Origin of the sequence: Rhodopila sp., from assembly GCF_035548235.1 — a bacterium.
In the GTDB taxonomy this organism is placed as follows: Bacteria; Pseudomonadota; Alphaproteobacteria; order Acetobacterales; family Acetobacteraceae; genus Rhodopila.
On the sequence record NZ_DASZTJ010000288.1, the window covers coordinates 1 to 21507 of the forward strand.

Below are 21507 nucleotides of genomic sequence, written 5' to 3' on the forward strand. Positions count from 1 at the left end.
TCGCCGCTGTCGGTCCCCAACTGCCTGCGGGGTAGGATTTTGGTCGGTCCGGATGCGTTGACCATGCCTCTAATATCGGCTCAATCCAGGTCCAGGCCGCCTCGACTTCATCCCGTCTCATGAACAGCGTGGGGTTTCCGCGCACCGTATCCATTAACAGACGTTCGTACGCGTCGGGAAACCGTTTACCGAATGTCGTCTCAAATCGGATGTCCAAGCCTGTCGGCGATAGCCGTAACCCTCCAGGGCCGGGGTCCTTAGTCATCATCTCCAGTCGCATTCCCTCTTCGGGCTGCAGACGGATAATCAGGGAATTGGGACGCCACTCCGCCGCCTCAGCCGGGAAGATCGAAAACGGCGGTGCTCGGAACTGGATCACGATTTCCGACACCTTAGAGGGCAATCGCTTGCCGGTGCGCAGATAGAAGGGCACGCCGGACCAGCGCCAAGTCCGCACCTCGGCCTTCAGTGCGACGAAGCTTTCCGTATGCGACGACTCGTCCGCGCCAAGATCCGTCAGGTAACCGGGTACCGGCTTCCCGTCGATCGCGCCCTGGATGTATTGCCCGCGGACCGTATGGGTGGCGACCTCGTGCGGCTCCAGCGGTCTCAACGCCCGCAGCACCTTCAGTTTCTCATCGCGTACCCGATCGGCGTCCAGCGACACGGGCGGATCCATGGCAATCAGGCATAGTAGCTGCAACATGTGGTTCTGCACCATGTCGCGCAACGCGCCGGAGCGGTCGTAGTAGCCCCCGCGCCCTTCTAAACCGACCGTCTCCGCCACCGTGATCTGCACATGGTCGATTACGTCGGCGGTCCACAGCCGCTCAAAGATCGTGTTGGCGAAACGGAGGGCCATCAGGTTCTGCACCGTCTCCTTGCCGAGGTAATGATCGATGCGGAATGTCTGCGCCTCGGTGAATACGAGTCCGACGCCCTCGACGATGGCATGCGCCGAGGCGAGGTCGTGGCCGATCGGCTTTTCCAGCACTACCCGGGAGTCCTCAGTAACAAACCCGTTCTTCGCCAGTGCAGCGCAGATCGGCCCATACAGGTCCGGCGAGGTCGCCAGATAGAACACGCGCACTCGTGTGGGGTCGAGCATCTCACGGAATCGACTCCAATCGGCATCCACGGCGGTCGCGTCGATCGTCACATAGTGGAGCAGTCTGAGGAATCGGGATACCATGTCCTGCTCCCAGTCCTCGGCGGGTACGTGCTTTTCCAAGGCCTCCGACGCCTTGTGGCGGAAAACATCGTCGGAGAGATGGGACCGTGCCGCCCCGATCACCCGGGATTCCGCCGGCATCTGGCCGTCACGAAACCGATAATAGAGCGCGGGTAGGAGCTTTCGCAGCGTCAAATCGCCTGTGGCGCCGAAAACGATGCAATCGAAGACGGCAACGGGAATGATCTTCGGCATGCGGTCTCCTAATTGGCCACTCATCTGCGCGTATAGCAAAGCCGACACCTCGACTGCGCGCAACAGGGGAGTCGCTGAAGATGTCCCTACCGGACGCCCTGAAAGAGGCCTGCCTAACCTAAACCTATCGGCTCAGTTGCCGCGTCATATCGTCGATTCCGTTCATCGTCAGCGGGAACATCCGCCCTCCCATGAGGTCGTTAATCATACTGATCGAGCGGACATGTCCCCAACTGTTCTTTGGCGTCGGATTCAGCCAGGCAGCGCTGCGGTATTGGGCCAGCATCCGGTCCAGCCACACGACACCTGCCTCGTCGTTGAAATGTTCGACCGAACCGCCCTGCATGGTGATTTCATACGGACTCACGGCCCCGTCGCCGACAATGATCAGCTTGTAGTCGGGGCCATAGGTCCGCAGTACCTGCCAGGTTGGGATCACTTCCTCATGCCGGCGGCGATTGTTCTTCCACACCCGCTCGTAGGGAAAGTTGTGAAAGTAATAGTATTCCAGATGCTTGAACTCGCTGCGCGCAGCGGAAAACAATTCCTCGATCAGCTTGACGTGATCGTCCATCGAGCCGCCGATATCCAGAAACAGCAGCACCTTCACTGTGTTATGCCGTTCTGCCACCATCTTGAGGTCCAGCGTCCCGGCATTTCGCGCGGTCGAAAAGATCGTATCGGGAAGATCGAGCTCTGTCGCGGCACCCTGGCGTGCGAAACGGCGCAAGCGGCGCAGTGCGAGCTTCATCCCGCGTGTGCCCAATTCGACGGTATCGTCGAGATCCTTGTAGTCGCGCCGATCCCATACCTTCACCGCACGCCGGTGACGTGATTCATCCTGGTCGATCCGGACGCCTTCCGGATTGTAGCCATAGGCGCCGAACGGCGACGTGCCGGCTGTGCCAATCCATTTCGGACCACCCTGGTGACGTCTCTTCTGTTCGGCCAGCAACTCTTTCAGTCGCTGCATGATGGCGTCGAAGCCGTCCAGCGCTTCAATTTTCGCCCTTTCCTCCGGCGTTAGCGTCTTTTCCGCCAACCTGCGTAACCATTCCTCCGGCAAGTCGTCGACCTCCACCCCATCCGGCGATTCCAGTCCCTTGAAGCATTGGGCGAATACGCGATCGAATCGGTCCAGATGCCGCTCATCCTTCACCAGGGTCGCGCGCGCGAGATAGTAGAAGTCGTCGATGCTGTATTCCACCACCCCGGACTTCATCGCCGCGGCTAGGGTTAGCCACTCGGTGATGGAGGTCGGCAGACCTGCGCTGCGCAGCGAGAGGATCAGGTGCGAAAACATTATCCGCTCCGTCGTGCCAGGAAGGCGAGGCGTTCGAATAGATGCACGTCCTGCTCGTTCTTCAGTAGCGCGCCGTGCAGCGGCGGTATCACCACCTGTTTTTCGTTGCTGCGCAGGACGTCCGGCGACAGCTCCTCCACCATCAGCAGCTTCAGCCAGTCCAGCAGTTCCGATGTCGCGGGCTTCTTTTTCAGGCCAGGAACGTCCCGGACCTGGAAAAAGACATTCAGCGCTTCCCGCGCCAGATCCTTGCGGATGTCCGGGTAATGCGCCTGGACGATCCGCTCCATCGTCTTCCAGTCGGGAAAGCGAATGTAATGAAAGAAGCAGCGACGCAGGAAGGCGTCGGGCAGTTCCTTTTCGTTGTTGGAGGTGATGATCACCACCGGACGGTGCTTCGCCTGAATTGTCTTGCGAGTCTCGTAGACGTAGAACTGCATGCGATCGAGCTCGAGCAGCAAATCGTTCGGGAACTCGATATCCGCCTTGTCGATCTCGTCGATCAGCACCACCACGGGCTGGTCGGCCTCGAACGCCTCCCATAGCTTGCCGCGGACGATGTAGTTGCCGATGTCATGCACCCTGGGATCGCCGAGCTGACCGTCGCGCAGGCGGGAGACAGCATCATATTCATAAAGGCCCTGCTGCGCCTTGGTGGTGGACTTGATGTGCCACTCGATTAGCGGACGGCCCAGCGATGCCGCAACCTCTTGCGCCAGGACGGTCTTCCCAGTGCCCGGCTCGCCTTTCACTAGCAGCGGACGCTGCAGGGTAACGGCGGCATTGACGGCCACTTCCAAGTCACGGGACGCAATGTAGTTCTCGGTGCTCTTGAAGTCGGCCACGGTCCGGGGTGTCCCTTTGTGTATCGGGCGCGAGTTTCGAGGGATTAGACCCATTCGGCAAGCAGGGTTGTGCGTTGCGGTATCCGGGAGCATCCCACCGGCTAAGCATTCTTGCTGCCGTAGCGGCGCACCCGCAGATCGGCCTGTTCCTTGTGACCGGCGAAATTCTCGATCGCGCACAGGCGCGAACAATATTCGCCGATCGTCGCGGTCGCTTCCGGGCTGACCTCCTGATACGTGCAGGTTTTCAGGAACTTGCCGACCCAGAGGCCGCCGGTATACCGCGCCGCCTTCTTGGTCGGCAGGGTGTGGTTGGTGCCGATAACCTTGTCGCCATAAGCGACGTTGGTTTCCTTCCCCAGGAAAAGCGCACCATAATTGCGCATCCGTTCCAGGAACCACCGTGGTTGCCGGGTCAGCACCTGGACATGTTCGCTGGCGATCCGGTCTGCTTCCGACAGCAGCTCGTCATCCGTGTCGCACAGGATCACCTGGCCATGATCCTGCCATGCGATGCTGGCGATATCGGCGGTCGGCAGGACCGCAAGCTGTCGCTCGATCTCCTCTTGGATACCCTCGGCGATCTTTCGGGATGTGGTCAGGAGCACGGCCGGCGAAGTCGGTCCATGCTCCGCCTGTCCCACGAGGTCGGTCGCACACATCTCCACGTCAGCGGTGTCGTCGGCGATGATCAGGGTCTCCGTCGGGCCCGCCAGCAGATCGATGCCGACCCGGCCGAAGAGTTGCTGCTTGGCTTCCGCGACGAAGGCATTGCCCGGACCGACCAGCATGTCGACGGCCGGGATCGTTGCCGTCCCCAGCCCCATCGCCGCGACCGCCTGGACCCCGCCGAGGACATAAATTTCGTCCGCCCCGCCCAGCGCCATGGCGGCAATGGTAGCCGCGGGCGGCACGCCGTTCAGTGGCGGCGTGCATGCCGCGACCCGCGGCACGCCGGCAACCTTCGCCGTCAACACGGACATGTGCGCGCTGGCCACCATCGGGTACCGACCACCGGGCACATAGCAGCCGACGCTCGCGACGGGAATGTTCTTGTGCCCGAGGCGGATTCCAGGAAGCGTCTCGACCTCGATATCCTTCAGGGCAGCTTTCTGCGCCTCGGCGAAGCGGCGGATCTGTGTCTGGGCGAACTTAATATCCTCGATCACCTGAGCAGGCAGCGTGGCCATCAGCGACTGGATCTCCTGCGGCCGCAGCCGGAAGGAGGGCGGCTCCCATTTGTCGAATTTGGCGGATAGTTCGCGAACAGCCACGTCGCCGCGCGCTCCGACATCGCTCAGGATGGTCTCGACGGTCTGGCGCACCTTGCGGTCGGCCTCGGTCTTCTCGGCTTCGGTCGCACCGTGTTTCAGAATGCAGATCATGCTCATCCCCTGTTTGATCAGGCCGATAGGCGGCGCTCTGGATTTTCGCAAGCGCCCGTTAGGTCCGCTGCGTTTGCGCTCCCCGTAACGCTAGCGCGATCGCCCCTAGCTGCAATCAGAGTCGCGATTACGGGGGTGGCAAGGTGCTCAGGCCGGTTTCGCCGCCGACGTTGCGACCGCGCTACGTTGGATCGGACCCGTCGTCCGCAGGACGACGAACGCCGCGCCCAGCATCAGGGTCATGCCCAGGGCATTGCCCCAATGGAGCTTCTCCTCGAACCATAGGCAGCCGACGATCACCGCAATCACCGGCGACACGAATGCGTAGGTACCCGGCCTGCTGGGACCCCAGTCACGCACCAGCATGAAATACATCGTCGTGGACAGCAACGCGCCCGGACCCAGCAGGTAGAGCCAGGCGAGGAAGGCCGGCCATCCCCAGGCGAAATGCAGTGACCGCACCGCGCCCGGTTCGACGGCCACCGGCGCCACCAGCAGGATCAGCCCGCCGATCAGGTCCGTCAGCCCGGCAAGCTGTACCGGGTCCAGCGTCCTCATGATCGGTCGGGTCATCACCGAACCGGAGCAATAGCACAGGCATCCGATCGTGACTCCAGCCGCGCCGATGACCTCCCACAGATTCAGCGTGCCGGCGATGGTGGCCGGACCGAACAGGATCAGCACCCCCGCTACGCCCATGCCCAGGGCGCCGAGTTGGCGGCGATTGAAACGCTCCTGACCCGTCGCGACCGAGAATCCCAGCAAGGCGATCGGCGTAAGTGCCGAACTGATCACCGCGGCTAACCCCGCCGTAATGGTTTTAAGCCCGTAAAGCTGGATAACCTGGTTCAGCGTGATCAGTAGGACGGAGATAAAGGTGACGCGCGGCCACAGTCTCGATGGTGGGACCACACGTTCGCCCAGGGCGCGACGAATCAGCAGGATGATCGCACCGGCGAGGCTCCAGCGCAGGCCAGCGAAGATGCCGGGCGACACCGTAGCGATGCCGATCTTCATCGCTAGCCATGTGGTGCCCCAGACGAAGCAGATGAAGACGAACATCACACGCTGCGCAACGGTCTTGTTGATGGGCATGAATGCTACCGACGCGCCTCTCGAATCGGTACGGACCGTAACCCGTGCGAAGCGATTTTAGCTAAGTCGATCCATCATGGCGCATATGCAGCGAATCCAGGCGAATGGCGCCCGTTCCGCCGCCCCTCGCATCGCACCCGCATCCATCGTTGTCCTCAGGCAGGGATGCCCGCGGCCGGTTCCAGCGTCGGACGGCCCTGAATCATGTCCGACGCCTTCTCGGCGATCATCATTGTCGAGCTGTAGGTATTCGCCGACGGCATGGTCGGTATGAGGGAAACGTCGACCACCTGCAGCCCATGCAGCCCATGCACGCGCAACTGATCGTCAACGACGGACGTCTTGTCGCTTTCCGGACCCCATCCGCACCATGCCGGTCAGGTGATAGGCAGTGGAGCCGTATTGGCGGGCATAGGCCAGCCATTCGTCGTCTTTCTTCACGTCGGGCCCCCGGCAATCTGTCGCCATCGAAATAAGGTGCCAGCGCGTGCGTATGCAGCAGTTTGCGCGCAAGATGCATCCCCTTAACCAGCACGTGTTGGTCGAACGGATCCTTCAGGTAGTTCGGCTGAATGATTGGATGCTCGAACGGATCGGTCGAGCGCGCTCGGGCCGGGGTAGTCGTCGAGCAGTCCGACGAAGCCCTGCTTGTAGCTGGCCGGGCTGAACACGCCTTACAGGTCCGGCTAGCGCATCGTGTCCTCGGTCTTCCAGAACCAATGCACGATACTGGGGCTGACCGACATGATGTTGGGTTTGCGCCTCACCCAGAGCACCATTTGGGCAGCTAGTCTCACACCCTTCGACATTTCGTTGATCGTCCTGACGTTCTTCACTCGCGCGACGATTCGGGTCGAGCAGTGGTCGCGGAAGTTCTCGCCCACACCGGCAGATCGGCGATCGTCTCCACATCTAGCTGTTGCAGCGGGACCGTTGGACCGATATCGGACATTTGCAGCAGCTTCGCTGTGTTGGCCGAACCGCAGGAGACGATGACCTCTTTCCGTGCGAAGACGTCCCGCACTGTGGCGCGGTCGCTCACATAACGTACGCCCCTCGCGCGCTTGCCCTCGAACAGGTTGCGGGCGGCGCGGGCGTCGGCGAGAATGTTCGGCCGGCCGGAGGCCTGGGCGGGATGCAGGAACACCCGTGCAGCGGAGTGGCGGTAGCCGCCGTTGATTGCGCGCTGCGAATAACCGACGTCCGCCTGATCGTCGCCGCTGTTGTAGTCGGGGTTGCGCGGGATACCCAACTCCTGCAGGCCCGCAATGAACACTTCGTTCACCGGATGGATCCAATCGTTGCTAGTCACCGGCAGGCTGCCGCCATGGCCACGGATACGCTTGTCCGCGACGCCGATCCGCCGCTCCCCGCGCTTGAAATAGGGCAGGATGTCGACATAGCCCCAGCCGCGGTTACCTCGCTGCGCCCAACTGTCGAAATTCTCCCGCTGGCCGTGATTGTAGATCATGCCGTTGATAGAGTTCGATCCGCCCAATGTACGGTCTTGCGCGGTAGGGATGCGGTGGCTGTTGATGCCTTCGCCCGGTTCAGTCTGAAACTGCCAGGTGCAGGCGGGATTGAAGAGCATCCTAATGACGCTGGTCGGAACGTTGATGAACGGATGCCGGTCCGGCGGCCCGCATTCCACGACGCAGGCAGTCACGTCCGGATCCTCGGTCAGGCAGGCGCACAGCACCGAACCGGCCGCGCCACTACCCACGATCACGAAATCGAACGTATCCCCGTCCGTTGCCGTCACTTTCCCAACCGGCTGTTTACCCGCCGGACACTTCCATTTTATGTTGACGTGACGACGCAATCCAAGCCACCGAAAGGACTGTGCATGGAGTATGTTTGTGACGCACCGCACAATCGCACTTGGTTCCGCCTCGTAACCGAAGGCGAGGCGGCAACGGAATCGCTGGAGATGCGCCACGCGGTCGAAAAACACTACCGGCGAGAGCGGGAGCGGGCTGCCGACAGCTTCCATCCCGCAACGACGGTATTCATTGAACAGGACATCGGCAAGGAAGACCACATCAAGCGGGCGATGCCCCTGTTCCTGACATTGCGGGACGAGGAAGGAAACGCTCTCGCCACCGCCATGCTGCCGCCGCGGGGCCGGAGCAGCCAGGATCTCGGCGGGGGTTGCATCATCGTCGGACCCGGCAATGCCGATCCTTATCCAGAGCATGCCGACGCCATCGCCGCCCTGGCGGATCATTTCGGCATGCCGCTGGATCGCGCCAACTGCTATCCGTATCGTCGCTAATTTCCGTCTTGTTCGAAGGAGGCTACATCATGGCCATCACATTGGAAAAATTCGCTGCCGACTGCCACAACGCATTGAAGTCGCATCCTGGCACGCCAGGCCGCGAGAAGGTCCGGGACCTTGTGCAGCAGGTCCTGGCCGACCCGGACTTCGTCGCGACCTACATCCCGGAAGGCACGCCCGAGCGCCACATCCTGTATGAGGATTCCGAGCTTGGCTTCACCATCCTCGCGCACGGTTATGTGGGACCGAAAGGCAGCAACCCGCATGACCACGGTCCATCCTGGGCGATCTACGGTCAGGCCTCGGGCGAGACAATCATGACAGATTGGGAATGCCTCGCGCGCCCCACCGAGAGCGCCCCCGGCAAGGCCGGTTTCATTCGTAATTACGTGATGAAGCCGGGCGATGCTTATCTGTATGATGTCGGCATCCTGCATTCCCCTGAACGAAAGGACGATACGCGCCTGTTGCGGATCGAGGGGATCAACATGGCCAAGATTCGGCGGTTCCCCTATGAAGCCGTGCAGCCGCAGCAGGCGGCGGAATAGTCTGCCCGACAGGTGCCGACCGTTGGTCCCGCGGTCGGCGGCCGCGATGCCGCACCGGGTGGGCGGGAGCGGAACGCGTGCTTTGGCCTGCTCCGCAAGCTGGCGCTGGGCATGGGATATAGCACGGACCTCGGGCGAAGCACCCAGCCATCTGCCAGATACTGTTCAAATGCGGCCCAACAGCACAGACACAGGACGCTGTCTGAGCGATGCATAAGCTCGATGTCCTGCGCCTGATCCTGGGCTATCAGGACGCTTGGTTCGTGCAATTTCCTCAGCTATCGCGTCGTGCCGAGTGGCACATGCTCAACCATCTCGCCACCAAGGGACGGAACGGCGCACCGGCGGGGGAGCTCTATGGGCTTGTGAAGCAGGTTTTCTTGCTCGACGATGCAACGGTGAAGGAGCGGCTGACCTCGATCAGTCAGATGGCCCTCTGCCATCTCGATCCGCCCGGCCAAGTGTTTGCCCGTACCGTCGTCACACCCACACAGGAATTCCTCGGCCGGTTCGATGCGCATCTGGCCGATTTCGCTCAAAGGCTGGCGGATATCGCCGGCGTTCCCTCGATTGCCAGGGTCGGCGAACCATCGGCACAGTGGCGCAGCCAGGTGCTTCGTCCGCTGGAAATCTACAACGACTGCTGGCTGTCCGCGACCGACGCCATCTTTAATCAAACGGGCCTCTCTCCCGCTCGGCGCAGCGATGCCCGGCGACACCTGATTTCATCCTCGCATTGGAACCTGATCCACACGGCGTTCCGCTGGCATCATGAGGCTGCGCCGGAGCCGACGCCCATCCTCGCCGATCGTCTGGCCGCGCGGTTGTTGGAGCTGACCGGTCAGACGGTGCAAACAACCAAGGACCATATCGGCTACCTGATCGAACTGGGGCTGTTCCAGCGCGTACGCGGGCGCGCTCTGCACGTGATGCCGTCCGAACTGGCTCTGCACTATATCGGATGGGCGCTTCAGCAGACAGGCGCGGCGCTGCCGCCGTTGCTGGCCACGCTCGCTGTGGGAGCGACGACGCTCGGACCGGCAGTCATGGGGTCGAACGAATTCCCGTTCGCTGACGGTGTCGAGGACGAAACCGAGCGGACATTAAACCTCAAGCAGGAGGGGTTGCGGCACGTGCTCGAGATCGTTTCGCCCCCGTCTCTCGCTCAGCGTTTTGAAATCCACCCGCCCGCGACGGTTGGCCGCATGCCACCCAGCGAAGTCCTGTTGAGCCGGTCGGACGTATCCCGCGCGCATTGCCGCATCGAACAGGCGGGCCCCTGGTTGTTGCTGTCGGACCTGAATTCGACCAATGGCACCTTCGTCAACGATCGACGGATTGATGCCCCCATGCGCCTCAACCCCGGCGATCGTCTTCGCATCGGGTCGTTCATTCTAAGATATGATATGGAAACGTTTTCCGAGGACCAGACGCAGCGCGGTTCGGTGAACGACAAGACGGCGATCCGACCATCCGCTTGTGAATAAGAGCGGAAGCTCGGCGATTTAATCCGTGGTCTCGGACCAGAAGTGGTTGCCCTTCGGGCGACTGCCGGCCACTCTCACCTGCGGAGGAGACAACCATGCCCGACTTCGCAAAGCGTTTGCTCGGCCGCACCAAGCTGCAGGTGACAACGCTCGGCCTGGGCACCGCCACCATGGGTGGCAGCCGGATTCCGATCACCCAGCAATCGGGTCAGGCGATCGTAACAGCAGCATGGGAGGCGGGAGTCCGCTACGTCGACACCGCCCCGTTCTATGGCTTCGGCGCAGCTGAACGGCGTGTGGGCGACGCGCTGCGCGACAAGGACCGCGACGCTTGGGTTCTGTCCACAAAGGTCGGGCGCCTGCTGCGTCCCAGGACGGACAATGCGCCATCGCCCGACGGGCGCCTGTCGCCGCTGCCGTTCAAAGTGGTCTACGACTACACCTATGACGGCCTCATGCGTTCGATCGAAGATAGCTACCAGCGCCTTGGCCTTGCCCGTATCGACATATTGTATGTGCATGATATCGGCGTCTATCAGCACGGCAAGGAACTCAACGCGCACTATTTCGCGCAATTGAGGGACAGCGGCTACAAGGCGCTCGATGAATTGCGGCGTACCGGCGTCGTCAGCGCCATCGGCCTGGGTGTGAACGAGACAGCGATCCTGATGGACGCGCTGAAGATCGGCGACTGGGACGCGTTCCTTCTTGCTGGCCGCTACACGCTGCTGGAACAGGCGCCGCTGGACGACCTGATCCCGGAGTGCCAGCGGCGGCAGACGTCGCTGGTGGTTGGTGGCCCGCTCAATTCGGGAATCCTCGCCGGCCGGGACACCTGGAATTATGCGAAGGCGCCGCCCAAGATCGTCGATCGGGTGCGCAAGCTGCAAACGGTATGCGACGCCCACAAAGTGCCGCTCGCGGCGGCGGCGCTGCAGTTCCCGCTGGCCCATTCGGTCGTCGCCTGCGTCATACCCGGCCCGAGATCCGCCGAGGAGTTCAACGCCAACCTGCCTCTATTCACGATGAAGATACCGCCATCCCTCTGGTCGGACCTGCGCGCGCAGAACCTGCTGCATCCTGCGGCACCGGTGCCCACCTGATGCCAATCCTGCAGACCGATCCATGGCGGGTGCAGTTCTTCAAGGACGTCCTTTGTCCGGGTGACGTGACCATCCCGACCAAAGATTGGGAGGCGTGGACTCTGTTGCCGCGCCATCGTTGGATTTACGACAAGCTGGCCGTTGCTCTGTCGCAAGGACTGGATGCCGCCCCGCATGGCGTGCCGCCACCGCGCTATCCGGTTTTCTCTAAGCCGATGATCAATCTGCGCAGCATGGGCGCCGGCAGCATGCCGATCCCGGATGAGGCGACCTATCGCGCCAATCTGCAGCCCGGATACTTCTGGGCGACACTGCTGACTGGCGCGCATGTCAGCACCGATGCCGCGGTGGTGAACGGCGAGGTCCGGTGGTGGCGGCATGCGACAGGCGCCACCGCGCCGGGGGGGACGTTCGATTACTGGCACGTCCACGCGGAACCCAGGCCAGAGATCGAGGCATGGTGCGGCGCCTGGTCGCGCAAGCATCTCAACGGCTATAGCGGAATGGCGAATTTCGAAACCATCGGCGGTCGCATCATCGAGGCGCATCTACGCTTCGCCGACCAATGGCCGGATCTATATGGCGAAGGATGGGTCCACGCCCTCGTCCGACTCTATACGGAAGGGCAATGGGTCTTCGACGACGCGCAGCGGGCGGATGGCTACAGCGTCGTACTGTTCGCGCCGCACGGCCCCGCCTATCGCCATCCGCCAGCCGAAACCATCGCGCAAGCCCTGGCGGTTCCAGGCGTCAGCAGCGTCCAGATCTCGTTTCATGAGGATCGGGATCCGTCACACCATTCCATGCCGCCCGGCGGGTTCCGGTTGGCAATCGTGAATGCGGCGTCGCTGGACGGGGGATGCGCGGCGCGCGAGATCTTATACCGGCAGATGGTCCCTGCGGCCCGATTCCGCTAGGCATGACGCTACTCATGCGCCAGCACCCAATCGTTGACGAAGCTCGCCAGGCCGTTGGCACGGAAATTGCGTCCTAGCGCGGCTTCGTCATAGTCCTCTCGTACCCAGTCCAGGAAGGATTTCCGCCCCTCACCCTCGCGCTGGTAGTGCAGGAAGAACGCATCCAGGATGCCGGTACGGGCGTGGCGGATATGGCCAAAGCGCCAGGAAAGTTGCCGCAACGCGTCGGCCGCGGAACCACCCTCGAACAGCACCATCAGGCCGGATGCCAGGCCGGCGCGGTCGGCGCCCGATTTGCAGTGCATCATCGCCGGGGCGCGCATGCCGGTGTAGATTTCGTGCAGGCGCAAGATTCGGTCCCGTTGCGGCGCGCCTCGGCTTTCGAATGCCATGTCGTAGAAGTCGAGGCCAAGGTCATGCGCCGTCTCCCGCGACAGCGAGTCGGAGCCATTCAGCGTACGGCCACGTAGGTTGATCAGCGTGCGTAGCCCGAGCGAGCGGGTCATTCGCCGCAGCCGTCCCGGGGTCGGATGGTTACAACGGTAGATCTTGCCCGGTACGACGGGCGACAGGTTGCTCCACACGAGGCGGAACACCGCGTGATCAATGAAGAGCGAGTCGATCCAGGCGACAAACCGGCCGCGTGGGGTCGTCAGGTCGCCGTCAAAAATTGAATCCATGCCGTGGTCGAACAAATCCCAGACTGGCGGCATATGGTCACGACGCGATGCACGATGCAAATCCTTCCCTACGCATGGGAAGACTGGTGTGGAATTTGCTGGCCGGTCCGCCGATCGAAATCGCATCGCCGGGGAACGTCGCATGACCGCCAGCACCTCTGCCCAGATGACATGCATTCCGCTGGATGGCCCATTCGAGGCGGAAATCCGCGCCATCGACCTAGCGGTGCCGATGGAGGCGGAAACCTTCGACGCGATCCGCCACGCCTTCCATCAGCATGCCGTCCTGCTGTTCCGCGACCAGGACCTAACTCCCGCCCAGCATATCGCCTTCAGCCGCCGGTTCGGTGCGCTGGAGGAGCACGTCCAGATCCAGTTCCCACTGCCGGGCCATCCGGAGGTCTTCATCGTCAGCAATAAATCCGCCGACAACAAACCGGTCGGCGCGACCAATTGCGAGCTATGCTGGCGCTCGGACCATTCCTATCACGCGCTACCGAACCTCGGGTCACTGTTTCATGCGCGGGAGGTGCCGGAGGTCGGGGGCGAAACGCTGTTGCCGACATGTACACGGCCTATGAAATCCTGCTCGCCGTGCATGATTTTCGCCGCCTGGTGACGGTGCAGTTTCCCCACCGGCTGCCATTCATCAGCGACGATTCCTTTGCACGCGTCCCGGCGGTCGCGCATCCATCCGGTGACGCACCGACGGTCGCTGTTCCTGGGCGACGAGGTGATCACGCACACAGTGCGGAACGGCTAGGTGGGAAGCCGCGAGGAGATCGTCGAACTACTTGGACTGGGCAACGAAGGATTACTTCGTCTACCGCCACAGACAGCGGGTCGGCGATCTGGTGTTCTGGGACAATCTGCACGGCACACCGCGTGGACAATTATGACGAGGGCGTTCTTCCGCGCCTGATGCATCGGACTACATTGTTGGGCGGAGTCCCCCTTCTGATGGATCGTTCAGGCCGCGATTTTCGCCGGATCGGCGTTGGCGCCACACAAGACGATTCCGATCCGCGCGCCCTCCGGTGGCAACCAGGCGCCGGAGAGCAGGGCGGCGATGGCCGTCGCGCCGCCCGGTTCCGCGATCAGGCGGAAACGATCCCATAGGAAGGTTTGCGCCTCCCGGATTGCCTCGTCCTTCACCAGTATTGCCTCGGAAACGAACCGGCGGGCGATCTCGAACATCAGCGATCCGCAGCGGCGCGCGCCCAGGCTGTCGGCCGCCACGCCAGCGACCGCAACATCCACCGGCTCGCCGGCGCGCAGGGCAGCGTGAAGGGTCGGGCAGGTTTCCGGCTCGACGCTGACAATCGCCGCGGCGCCGGCATACCAGGCCGCGACGCCGCCGATCAGACCGCCACCGCCGGTGGCAACCAGGATATGCGTGAGATCGGGCGCCTGGCTTTCCAGTTCGCGCCCCAGCGAACCTTGGCCCGACAGCACCTCGGCTTGGTCATAAGCGTGGACGTTCAATGCGCCCGTCTGGCGTTGACGCTCCTCGCAGGCCAGCACCGCCTCAGCATAGGTTTCGCCGACCCGAACCACGCGTGCGCCATAACCCGCGATGCGATCCACTTTGGCTGGCGGCGTCGTGGTAGGGACGAAAATCTCCGCCGCGACACCCAACGCCCGAGCGGCGTATGCCACGGCCGCGCCATGATTGCCACCCGAGGCTGCAGCGACACCGGCGGCCGGGATGCGCGCCGATAGCAAACGGTTGAAGGCGCCGCGGGGCTTAAAGCTGCCGGCGCACTGCAGCAACTCCAGCTTCAGCGCCACGGGATGAGGGGTTGGAAACTCGCTTTCAGAGGCGAAAAGCACCGGCGTTCGCCGCACATATGGATGTATGCGAGCTGCGGCGGCGGCAATGCTTTGGCGATCCATGATTTCAGTTGTCATAGTGGTACGCTCTCACGACTGACGCTTCGTCACAAGCCGCTCCGCTTTTTGCCGCTTTCCTTTTTCTGCCGGTCGGCTCAAATTGCGAACCCATGCACAGCCCCCGGCGCCTGCATGGAAGCTGCGTTGCAAGGAATGGTAATGCCGTTCTCCTCATTGGTCCGCCGGGCTCTGGCAAATCCGATCTCGCGCTGCGCTTACTGGCGCGCGGATTTGACCTCATTGCCGACGATCAGGTCGATATCGCCGAGGACGGCACGGCCTCATGCCCCGCGCCTATCGCTGGCCTCTTGGAGGTTCGCGGTCTCGGCATCCTTCGCCTGCCGCATCATCCCCGAGCACCGCTTGTCTTGATCATCGATCTTGCCCAACGCCCCGACCGGTTGCCAACGCCACGGCGCGACCTAGAACTGGACCTGCCGGTAGTCGACCTAGACGCCTTCGCCGCGTCTGCTGTGGACAAAGTGCTGCTGGCCCTGGACTGCACCCTAGGTCGAGTCACGCAGGTTGCCGGAGCCTTCGCGGCATGAGCGAGGCCCCACGCCTGTCGGTAGTGATCGTCACCGGCTTGTCGGGCGCCGGCAAAGCCTCGGTCTTGCGAGCGCTGGAGGACGTCGGGTACGAGGCCGTGGACAACCTGCCTCTGCCGATGCTCGAGGAGACGGTGGCACGGGGCGACCGTCGCCTGGCCGTTGGAATCGACGCCCGCACGCGCGGCTTTGTCGCGGAGGAGGCGCTGGCAACGATCACCCGCCTGCGTGAGAACCCGACGCTGAACGTCCATTTGGTCTATGTCTGGGCCGACGAGACCACGCTGCTGCGCCGCTACACGGAATCCCGCCGCCGGCATCCACTGGCGCCACAGGGACGGGTGGCGGACGGCGTCACGGCCGAAATCGCGCTGACCAGCGGATTGCGAGGCCAGGCGGACCTGCTGATCGACACGTCCCAATTGCCAGTCGCCCAACTCCGCCGACTGGTCGAACGGCATTTCGGCAATGGCACCGAAAACGCAGAAGGGCGGATGATCGTGTCGCTGATGTCTTTCGCCTTTCCGAAGGGCCTTCCCCAGGAAGCGGATCTGGTATTCGATGCTCGCTTTTTGCGGAACCCGTACTACGATCCCATATTAAGGCCTTTGACAGGGATGCAGCCAGAGGTTGGGGCATATGTGGAGGCCGACCCCGACTTCCAAAAATTTTTCACGAGACTCGCAGATTTGGTTGACTTTGTCTTGCCTCGTTTCGTGCAAGAGGGCAAAAAATACGCCACAATCACGATTGGTTGTACCGGTGGTCAGCATCGATCAGTTTTTTTGATTGAAAAACTCGCGACTTATCTCCTAGTACGGACATCTGCCGAGCAGGCAGGGTCCGTACAGCAATCTCCTTGGCGGGTCTACGTCACCCATCGGGAGTTGGCGCGAGATGGCAAGGCGGAGACATTTCTGATGGATCGCCCGGTTGCGCGTCGCGACGATTCAGATTTAGACAAAGGCGCGCAAGCCTTCTCGGTTCGGGCGTAGGAGGCCTGATACAACAGATGGTCATATCGCGTATGCGCGAACTCAAATGTTCGCGGTCCTGCTGGGAAAACTCGGTAAACGCATGATCGGCATGGTCCTGGTCACGCATGGTCGTCTGGCCGAAGAGCTTCGGTCGGCGATGGAACACGTGGTTGGCGCGCAACGGAACGTCGGGACGGTTTGCATCGGACCGGAGGACGACGTTGACGGCTGTCGTGCCGAGATCGAGGAATGCATTAGACGATGCGACACAGGCGACGGCGTCGTCCTGTTGACCGACATGTTCGGCGGCACCCCGTGCAACCTAGCAATCTCGATGATGGAGCGTAAGGGCGTCGAGGTAATCGCCGGCGTCAACTTGCCCATGCTGGTGAAACTGGCCAAGGTCCGATCCAAACAGCCCCTGGCTGATGCTGTCAGTTGTGCCGAGGACGCCGGTCGGAAATATATAGCCGCTGCGTCCCACGTTTTGCACGGCTGCAAACCCAACGGTGGGTGCACGGTAACTGAGGCTGAGTCCGCCGAAACCCACTCCTTCGCAAGCGGCGCCAAGAATGGTTCGTGCGCGTCAGCGGCAAACGGCACGGAGTTGGGCCATGAGCAGCGCAGCGGGTGAACAGCCCATCCTGACGCGCACCGTGACGATCTGTAACAAGCGGGGCCTCCACGCCCGCGCTGCGGCGCGCTTCGTCACCCTAGCCGAACGATTCGGCGCCTCGGTCGATGTGCTTAAAGATGGACAGATCATCTCCGCCCGCTCCATCATGGGTCTCATGATGCTAGGCGCCGGCCGCGGTTCAGAAATAGAATTGCGGGCCGAAGGCTGGGACGCCAAGGAGGCGCTAGACGCCCTGGCAGCCCTGGTCGAGGCCGGCTTCGATGAACAAGAATAACCCGCCGCCACCTCAGCACAAGCGACTGGCCCGCACCGCCCTCACTGCCCCTAACGTACGTGCCGAACGTCTGTTCAGCGGCATCGCTGTTTCTGCCGGGATCGCTATCGGCCCGGTGTTTGGCACGACCGAACCGGACGCCGTTATCACACGCCACAAAATCCTCGCCTCCGACATCTCCGCCGAGGGAGCGCGGCTTGAAGCCGCGATCATCCAATCCCGCAAGCAACTCGGCAAACTGCGTGCTCGGTTGACGGTATTGCCAGAAGAAAGCCAGGCGGAAATCGCCCCGTTGATCGACGCCTATACCCAGATGCTGAGATCCTCCCGACTGGTGCGCGGGGCCCGCCGTCGGATCGAGGAAACGCTGCTGTCCGCTGAGTCCGCCGTGATTACCGAATCCGAGACAATCGCCAATGCTGTACTGGCGCAGGTGGGACCGGACCTGCCCGCTGAGGACCGAGCCGGTCTGCGACGACGTGCCGATGAGGTGACGGAGATCGCGCGGCGTCTTGTGCGGAACCTGACGCGAGCTCCGTTCCGTAGCTTCGCTGACCTGCCAGAAGGTGCCATTCTGGTAGCCGAAAGTCTCCGCCCGGCGGACGCGGCGCTGTTGGACCCCGCGCGGCTCGCCGGTGTTGTGACCGAGGAGGGCGGCGCCGACGGCCACACTGCGGTGATGCTGCGCGCGCTGGGCGTGCCCGCCGTGCTAGGCGCCGTCGGGCTGGCGCACGCGATGAAGCCGGGCGACACGGCGGTAGTCGATGGCGGAACTGGACGCGTCGTGCTGAACCCGAGTCCCACCGCGTTGGCTGAAGCCAAGCGTGCGGTGGCCGCTTTCGCCCGGGAACGCCAGCGCTACGCACGACTGCGCCGCCTGCCCGCGCAAACGGCGGATGGGGAGGCGATCGAGTTGCAGGCCAATCTGGAGCTACCTGTCGAACTGCCGCTGATCGTCCAGTCAGGTGCTATTGGGATTGGTCTGCTACGAACTGAATTCCTGTTCATGAACCGTGAAACCATTCCGGATGAAGCGGTCCAGACGGAGACTTATCGCGCGATCGTCGAGACGATGCACGGCGATCCGGTGACTATCCGTGTCCTGGATTGGGGTGGAGAAAAAGAGATCGAGGCGCTGACAATCGCCGGCGTGGTCCCGGAACTCGTCGATACCAATCCGGCGCTCGGTCTGCGCGGAATCCGGCTATTGCTTCGACGATCGGAACTTTTAGAGACCCAGTTTGCCGCTATCCTACACGCTTCAGCCTTTGGGCCGGTGCGCGTCCTTCTGCCCATGGTCACTACGGTCGCCGAGGTCCGGTCCGCGCGAGAAATTTACGAGCGGGTTGCCCGCCGGTTGCGACGCCGTGGCGACCGGCTACCGGAAAAGTTGCCACCGCTGGGCATCATGATCGAAACCCCAGGCGCTGCCCTTTCAGCCGATGCGTTGGCGCTGGAGACGGATTTCTTCGCCATCGGCACCAATGACCTGACCTCCTATACTTTGGCGGTCGACCGGTCGGAAACAGATGTCGCCGAGCTTTATGACCCGGTTCATCCGGCCGTTTTGCGCCTTGTGCAATTCGCCACCGAAGCAGCGTTGCGGCTGCGCATGCCAGTGTCGATCTGCGGCGAACTGGCCGCTGAACCGCGCCTGACGCCGCTGCTGCTTGGGCTCGGCGTCCGCTCCCTCAGCATGAATGCCTCGGCGGTCCCTAAGGTGAAGCAGGCGATCCGATCGGCCAAGATTGACGACTGCATTCGTTTCGCACGCCGGATCATGGAACAGGGCCAGGCGGAGCGCATTCGCGAGTTACTACTGGATGGGATCGACTCGGAAGACCGGTAAAGTACGTCTATTCCCGCTCTGGAAACAGTTTCAGCAACCCGGTTTCTGTCGCCGGGCAGCGGCCGCGTTCGGTGATCAGACCTGTCAGTAGTCGGGCTGGTGTGACGTCGAAAGCGGGGTTGGCGGCTGCGCTGCCCTCGGCGGCGATCCGCATCGTGGCGATTGAACCGTCCGCCAAGCGACCCGTCATTTCTGTCACTTCGGTTTCGGACCTTTCCTCGATCGGGATTTCTGCGACACCGTCCGCCACGTTCCAATCGATGGTCGAGGACGGGGCGGCGATCCAGAACGGCACGTTGTTGTCCTGCGCCGCTAGGGCCTTCAAGTATGTGCCGATCTTATTGGCGGCGTCACCGCTCCGAGTCACGCGGTCGGCGCCGACAATGGCCAAGTCTACCCGCCCATGCTGCATCAGGTGTCCGCCCGCGTTGTCAACCACCACGGTGTGCGGCACGCCGTGCTTGCCTAGTTCCCACGCCGTCAACGCAGCGCCCTGGTTGCGTGGCCGCGTCTCATCCACCCAGACATGTAGGTCGATTCCGGCATTGTAGGCCGTGTAGATCGGCGCCAGTGCAGTACCCCAGTCGACGGTCGCCAGCCATCCCGCGTTGCAGTGCGTCAGCACATTGACAGTCCGCCCGGGCTTGGCAAACGCTTCGATCAGTGGCAGGCCATGGCGACCAATTGCCTCATTCTGCTTGACGTCTTCCTCGGCGATCAGCATCGCTTCGGTGTACGCGACGGCGACCCGTTCCGGCTTCGGCGTGTTGCGTAGCCGGGTCAACATACGGTCCAATGCCCATTTCAGGTTCACCGCCGTCGGTCGCGTGGCGTTCAGCAACGCGACATCACGCTCCATTGCTTCGGTCGAGACATCGGCCCGTAGCGCCAGGCACAGGCCGTAGGCGGCGACCGCACCGATCAGCGGCGCACCTCGCGCCTGCATGGCCTTGATTGCGTATGCCGCCTCGTCGCGAGTGGTCATACGGAGAACCTGCAACGACCAGGGAAGCTTCGTCTGATCTATGATATGGACCGACCACCCGTCGTCCGGGTTCAGCCAGACGCTGCGATATGCGACGCCATCTATTTTCATCGTGCGGAAACTCGTTGCGCCAATACGCAAACCAGAGTGAACAAGCGGCGGGCCGTGTCGAAATCGATGTCGATTTTTCCAGCCAACCGTTGCGCCATTAGTTCGGCGCCTTCGTTATGCAGACCTCGGCGGCCCATGTCGATTGCCTGAATTTTCGCTTCACGCCCCTCCTGCACAGCCAGGATGTGGCTGTCCACCAGCATATGGTAGTCCTTTACCAGTCGCCTGAATGGTCCCAGTGCCAGGCCGATCGCCGTTACCCGTGTTCCCCCGGCATCGCGGATGTCGAAAATCAGCCGCCCTTCCACGATGGAAAGATGCAGCGCATATGGGCCGGCCTTCGCCATGCCGATCAGAGGGACGAAATGATTCGTCGCGGCGAGGTCGGCGACCGCCTGCTCCCGATCCGCCTCGATGTACGGGGACAAAGTCGGCAGGTCGCCTTCGAGTACGACACGGTCCAGACGAGCGGTCAGGACGGCAGTTGTCATCGCTCGTTTGGATCGCTCTTGAGCATGTTCAGTGTCAGCATCAACCCAACGGTGCCGCCTTTGATCGGCTGGATCAGACCCAAAGCGAGGATCACTGTCAGCGGCAGGAAGATGAGCGACATCAGCCAGAGAGGCGGCTCACCCATCCGATCAACGATGATCATCGGCGGCACGATGATGTGGCCGACGATGAAGATGGTGAAATAGGGCGGCGCATCGTCGGCCCGCGCCAGACCGAGCGGCGCGGTGCAGTTCGGACATTTGTCGATGACCTTGAGGAAGCGCCGGAACATGCGGGTTTGGCCACAGCCAGGGCAGCGCCCCTTCAGGCCACGGCCGATTGCGGTCAGCATCGGCGGATTAGACCAGGTATCCGTTATGGCCGTCCGATCCGGCGGCCAGCGCATGGTGGGCATAATTAATCCTTCCGGCCGCGCAGCACGTCCAAGCGCGAAGACGCGCCACTCCGAATAGCAAGGCACATTACGCTTCGCGGCGGTGCAATACCATATCGGCCATATGGAATAGACAGAGGCCTGCCATGCATCCCCCCAAGGCAAAGTCCTTCAAGCATGATAAGGGCGCTTCCGCCCATCATTCTTTGGATGCTTGCTTGGCAGGCTGATTCAGATCTGCAGCGTTTCCGCCTACGGTCATCACGCTCTACAATCGAGG

The 21507-nt window shown here is 62.3% G+C and carries 22 protein-coding genes and 2 pseudogenes; 11 read left to right on the top strand and 13 right to left on the bottom strand.

Translation table 11 applies throughout. The annotated features are described in order from the left end of the window. The 8 genes and pseudogenes from zwf to VHB27_RS23240 form a co-directional block, all read right to left on the bottom strand. The coding region (gene zwf / locus VHB27_RS23210) for a glucose-6-phosphate dehydrogenase (RefSeq protein ID WP_325605091.1) at window positions 1-1426 on the bottom strand (1426 nt) is incomplete at its 3' end. A gap of 124 nt (window positions 1427-1550) precedes the next feature. Further along, the gene (locus tag VHB27_RS23215; protein ID WP_325605093.1) at window positions 1551-2729 is read right to left on the bottom strand and encodes a vWA domain-containing protein; all 1179 of its coding nucleotides are present in this window, start codon (window positions 2727-2729) and stop codon (window positions 1551-1553) included. Further along, entirely contained in the window at window positions 2729-3574 is an 846-nt protein-coding gene (locus tag VHB27_RS23220; protein WP_325605095.1) for an AAA family ATPase, read from the bottom strand. The genes VHB27_RS23215 and VHB27_RS23220 overlap by 1 nt, the downstream gene beginning before the upstream one ends. Window positions 3575-3675: 101 nt before the next feature. After that, window positions 3676-4959, bottom strand: a complete 1284-nt coding sequence (gene hisD / locus VHB27_RS23225) for a histidinol dehydrogenase (protein ID WP_325605097.1) — start codon at window positions 4957-4959, stop codon at window positions 3676-3678. Window positions 4960-5106: 147 nt separating this feature from the next. Beyond that, a complete protein-coding gene (locus tag VHB27_RS23230; RefSeq protein ID WP_325605099.1) occupies window positions 5107-6054 on the bottom strand; it encodes a DMT family transporter in 948 nt (315 codons plus the stop codon). 155 nt (window positions 6055-6209) lie between these two features. Then, window positions 6210-6368, bottom strand: coding sequence for a GMC oxidoreductase (locus VHB27_RS23235; RefSeq protein WP_325605101.1), 159 nt, complete (start codon window positions 6366-6368; stop codon window positions 6210-6212). Window positions 6369-6520: 152 nt separating this feature from the next. Further along, window positions 6521-6775: pseudogene (locus tag VHB27_RS24825) on the bottom strand (GMC oxidoreductase); the annotation flags it as partial. 111 nt (window positions 6776-6886) lie between these two features. Further along, window positions 6887-7876, bottom strand: coding sequence for a GMC family oxidoreductase (locus tag VHB27_RS23240; protein ID WP_325605103.1), 990 nt, complete (start codon window positions 7874-7876; stop codon window positions 6887-6889). A 24-nt stretch (window positions 7877-7900) separates the two neighbouring features. Here VHB27_RS23240 and VHB27_RS23245 point away from each other — a divergent pair, with 24 nt between their 5' ends. The 5 genes from VHB27_RS23245 (at window position 7901) to VHB27_RS23265 (ending at window position 12387) form a co-directional block, all read left to right on the top strand. Continuing rightward, window positions 7901-8329: a hypothetical protein gene (locus VHB27_RS23245; RefSeq protein WP_325605105.1), complete on the top strand. Its 429-nt coding sequence runs from the start codon at window positions 7901-7903 to the stop codon at window positions 8327-8329. A 29-nt stretch (window positions 8330-8358) separates the two neighbouring features. Then, window positions 8359-8880 (top strand): hypothetical protein, encoded by a 522-nt coding sequence (locus VHB27_RS23250; RefSeq protein WP_325605107.1) that lies wholly within the window; start codon window positions 8359-8361, stop codon window positions 8878-8880. 209 nt (window positions 8881-9089) lie between these two features. Continuing rightward, window positions 9090-10367 carry an FHA domain-containing protein gene (locus VHB27_RS23255; RefSeq protein WP_325605109.1) on the top strand — a complete coding sequence of 426 codons (1278 nt, stop codon included), beginning with the start codon at window positions 9090-9092 and terminating at the stop codon, window positions 10365-10367. A 95-nt stretch (window positions 10368-10462) separates the two neighbouring features. Next, window positions 10463-11470: an aldo/keto reductase gene (locus tag VHB27_RS23260; protein WP_325605111.1), complete on the top strand. Its 1008-nt coding sequence runs from the start codon at window positions 10463-10465 to the stop codon at window positions 11468-11470. After that, on the top strand, window positions 11470-12387 hold the full coding sequence (locus tag VHB27_RS23265; RefSeq protein WP_325605113.1) for a hypothetical protein: 918 nt from the start codon (window positions 11470-11472) through the stop codon (window positions 12385-12387). Before VHB27_RS23260 ends, VHB27_RS23265 begins: the two co-directional genes overlap by 1 nt. Window positions 12388-12395: 8 nt before the next feature. Here VHB27_RS23265 and VHB27_RS23270 read toward each other — a convergent pair whose 3' ends face one another. Continuing rightward, a complete protein-coding gene (locus tag VHB27_RS23270) occupies window positions 12396-13058 on the bottom strand; it encodes a protein tyrosine phosphatase (RefSeq protein WP_325605249.1) in 663 nt (220 codons plus the stop codon). Between the two features lie 151 nt (window positions 13059-13209). Between VHB27_RS23270 and VHB27_RS23275 the strand changes: the two genes are divergently transcribed. Continuing rightward, window positions 13210-13686, top strand: a complete 477-nt coding sequence (locus tag VHB27_RS23275; protein WP_325605115.1) for a TauD/TfdA dioxygenase family protein — start codon at window positions 13210-13212, stop codon at window positions 13684-13686. 350 nt (window positions 13687-14036) lie between these two features. Here VHB27_RS23275 and VHB27_RS23280 read toward each other — a convergent pair whose 3' ends face one another. Then, window positions 14037-14978 carry a serine/threonine dehydratase gene (locus tag VHB27_RS23280; RefSeq protein WP_325605117.1) on the bottom strand — a complete coding sequence of 314 codons (942 nt, stop codon included), beginning with the start codon at window positions 14976-14978 and terminating at the stop codon, window positions 14037-14039. Window positions 14979-15070: 92 nt separating this feature from the next. On the opposite strand from VHB27_RS23280, the gene VHB27_RS23285 reads away from it, so the two are divergent. The 5 genes and pseudogenes from VHB27_RS23285 (at window position 15071) to ptsP (ending at window position 19245) form a co-directional block, all read left to right on the top strand. Continuing rightward, window positions 15071-15508 (top strand): HPr kinase/phosphorylase, encoded by a 438-nt coding sequence (locus VHB27_RS23285; RefSeq protein WP_325605119.1) that lies wholly within the window; start codon window positions 15071-15073, stop codon window positions 15506-15508. After that, window positions 15505-16503, top strand: a complete 999-nt coding sequence (rapZ, locus tag VHB27_RS23290) for an RNase adapter RapZ (protein ID WP_325605121.1) — start codon at window positions 15505-15507, stop codon at window positions 16501-16503. The genes VHB27_RS23285 and rapZ overlap by 4 nt, the downstream gene beginning before the upstream one ends. 82 nt (window positions 16504-16585) lie before the next feature. Further along, window positions 16586-16975, top strand: a pseudogene (locus tag VHB27_RS23295) (PTS sugar transporter subunit IIA); the annotation flags it as partial. Window positions 16976-17099: 124 nt separating this feature from the next. Next, window positions 17100-17396 carry an HPr family phosphocarrier protein gene (locus VHB27_RS23300; protein ID WP_325605123.1) on the top strand — a complete coding sequence of 99 codons (297 nt, stop codon included), beginning with the start codon at window positions 17100-17102 and terminating at the stop codon, window positions 17394-17396. Next, on the top strand, window positions 17383-19245 hold the full coding sequence (ptsP, locus tag VHB27_RS23305) for a phosphoenolpyruvate--protein phosphotransferase (protein WP_325605125.1): 1863 nt from the start codon (window positions 17383-17385) through the stop codon (window positions 19243-19245). Before VHB27_RS23300 ends, ptsP begins: the two co-directional genes overlap by 14 nt. A 7-nt stretch (window positions 19246-19252) precedes the next feature. On the opposite strand, the gene mtnA is transcribed toward ptsP, so the two are convergent. From mtnA to VHB27_RS23320, 3 genes are read right to left on the bottom strand one after another with little or no spacing between them, the layout of a single operon-like run. After that, window positions 19253-20341: an S-methyl-5-thioribose-1-phosphate isomerase gene (gene mtnA, locus VHB27_RS23310; RefSeq protein WP_325605127.1), complete on the bottom strand. Its 1089-nt coding sequence runs from the start codon at window positions 20339-20341 to the stop codon at window positions 19253-19255. Then, window positions 20338-20832, bottom strand: coding sequence for a UPF0262 family protein (locus VHB27_RS23315; protein ID WP_325605130.1), 495 nt, complete (start codon window positions 20830-20832; stop codon window positions 20338-20340). The genes mtnA and VHB27_RS23315 overlap by 4 nt, the downstream gene beginning before the upstream one ends. After that, a complete protein-coding gene (locus tag VHB27_RS23320) occupies window positions 20829-21248 on the bottom strand; it encodes a DUF983 domain-containing protein (protein ID WP_325605132.1) in 420 nt (139 codons plus the stop codon). The genes VHB27_RS23315 and VHB27_RS23320 overlap by 4 nt, the downstream gene beginning before the upstream one ends. Between the last annotated feature and the right edge of the window lie 259 nt (window positions 21249-21507).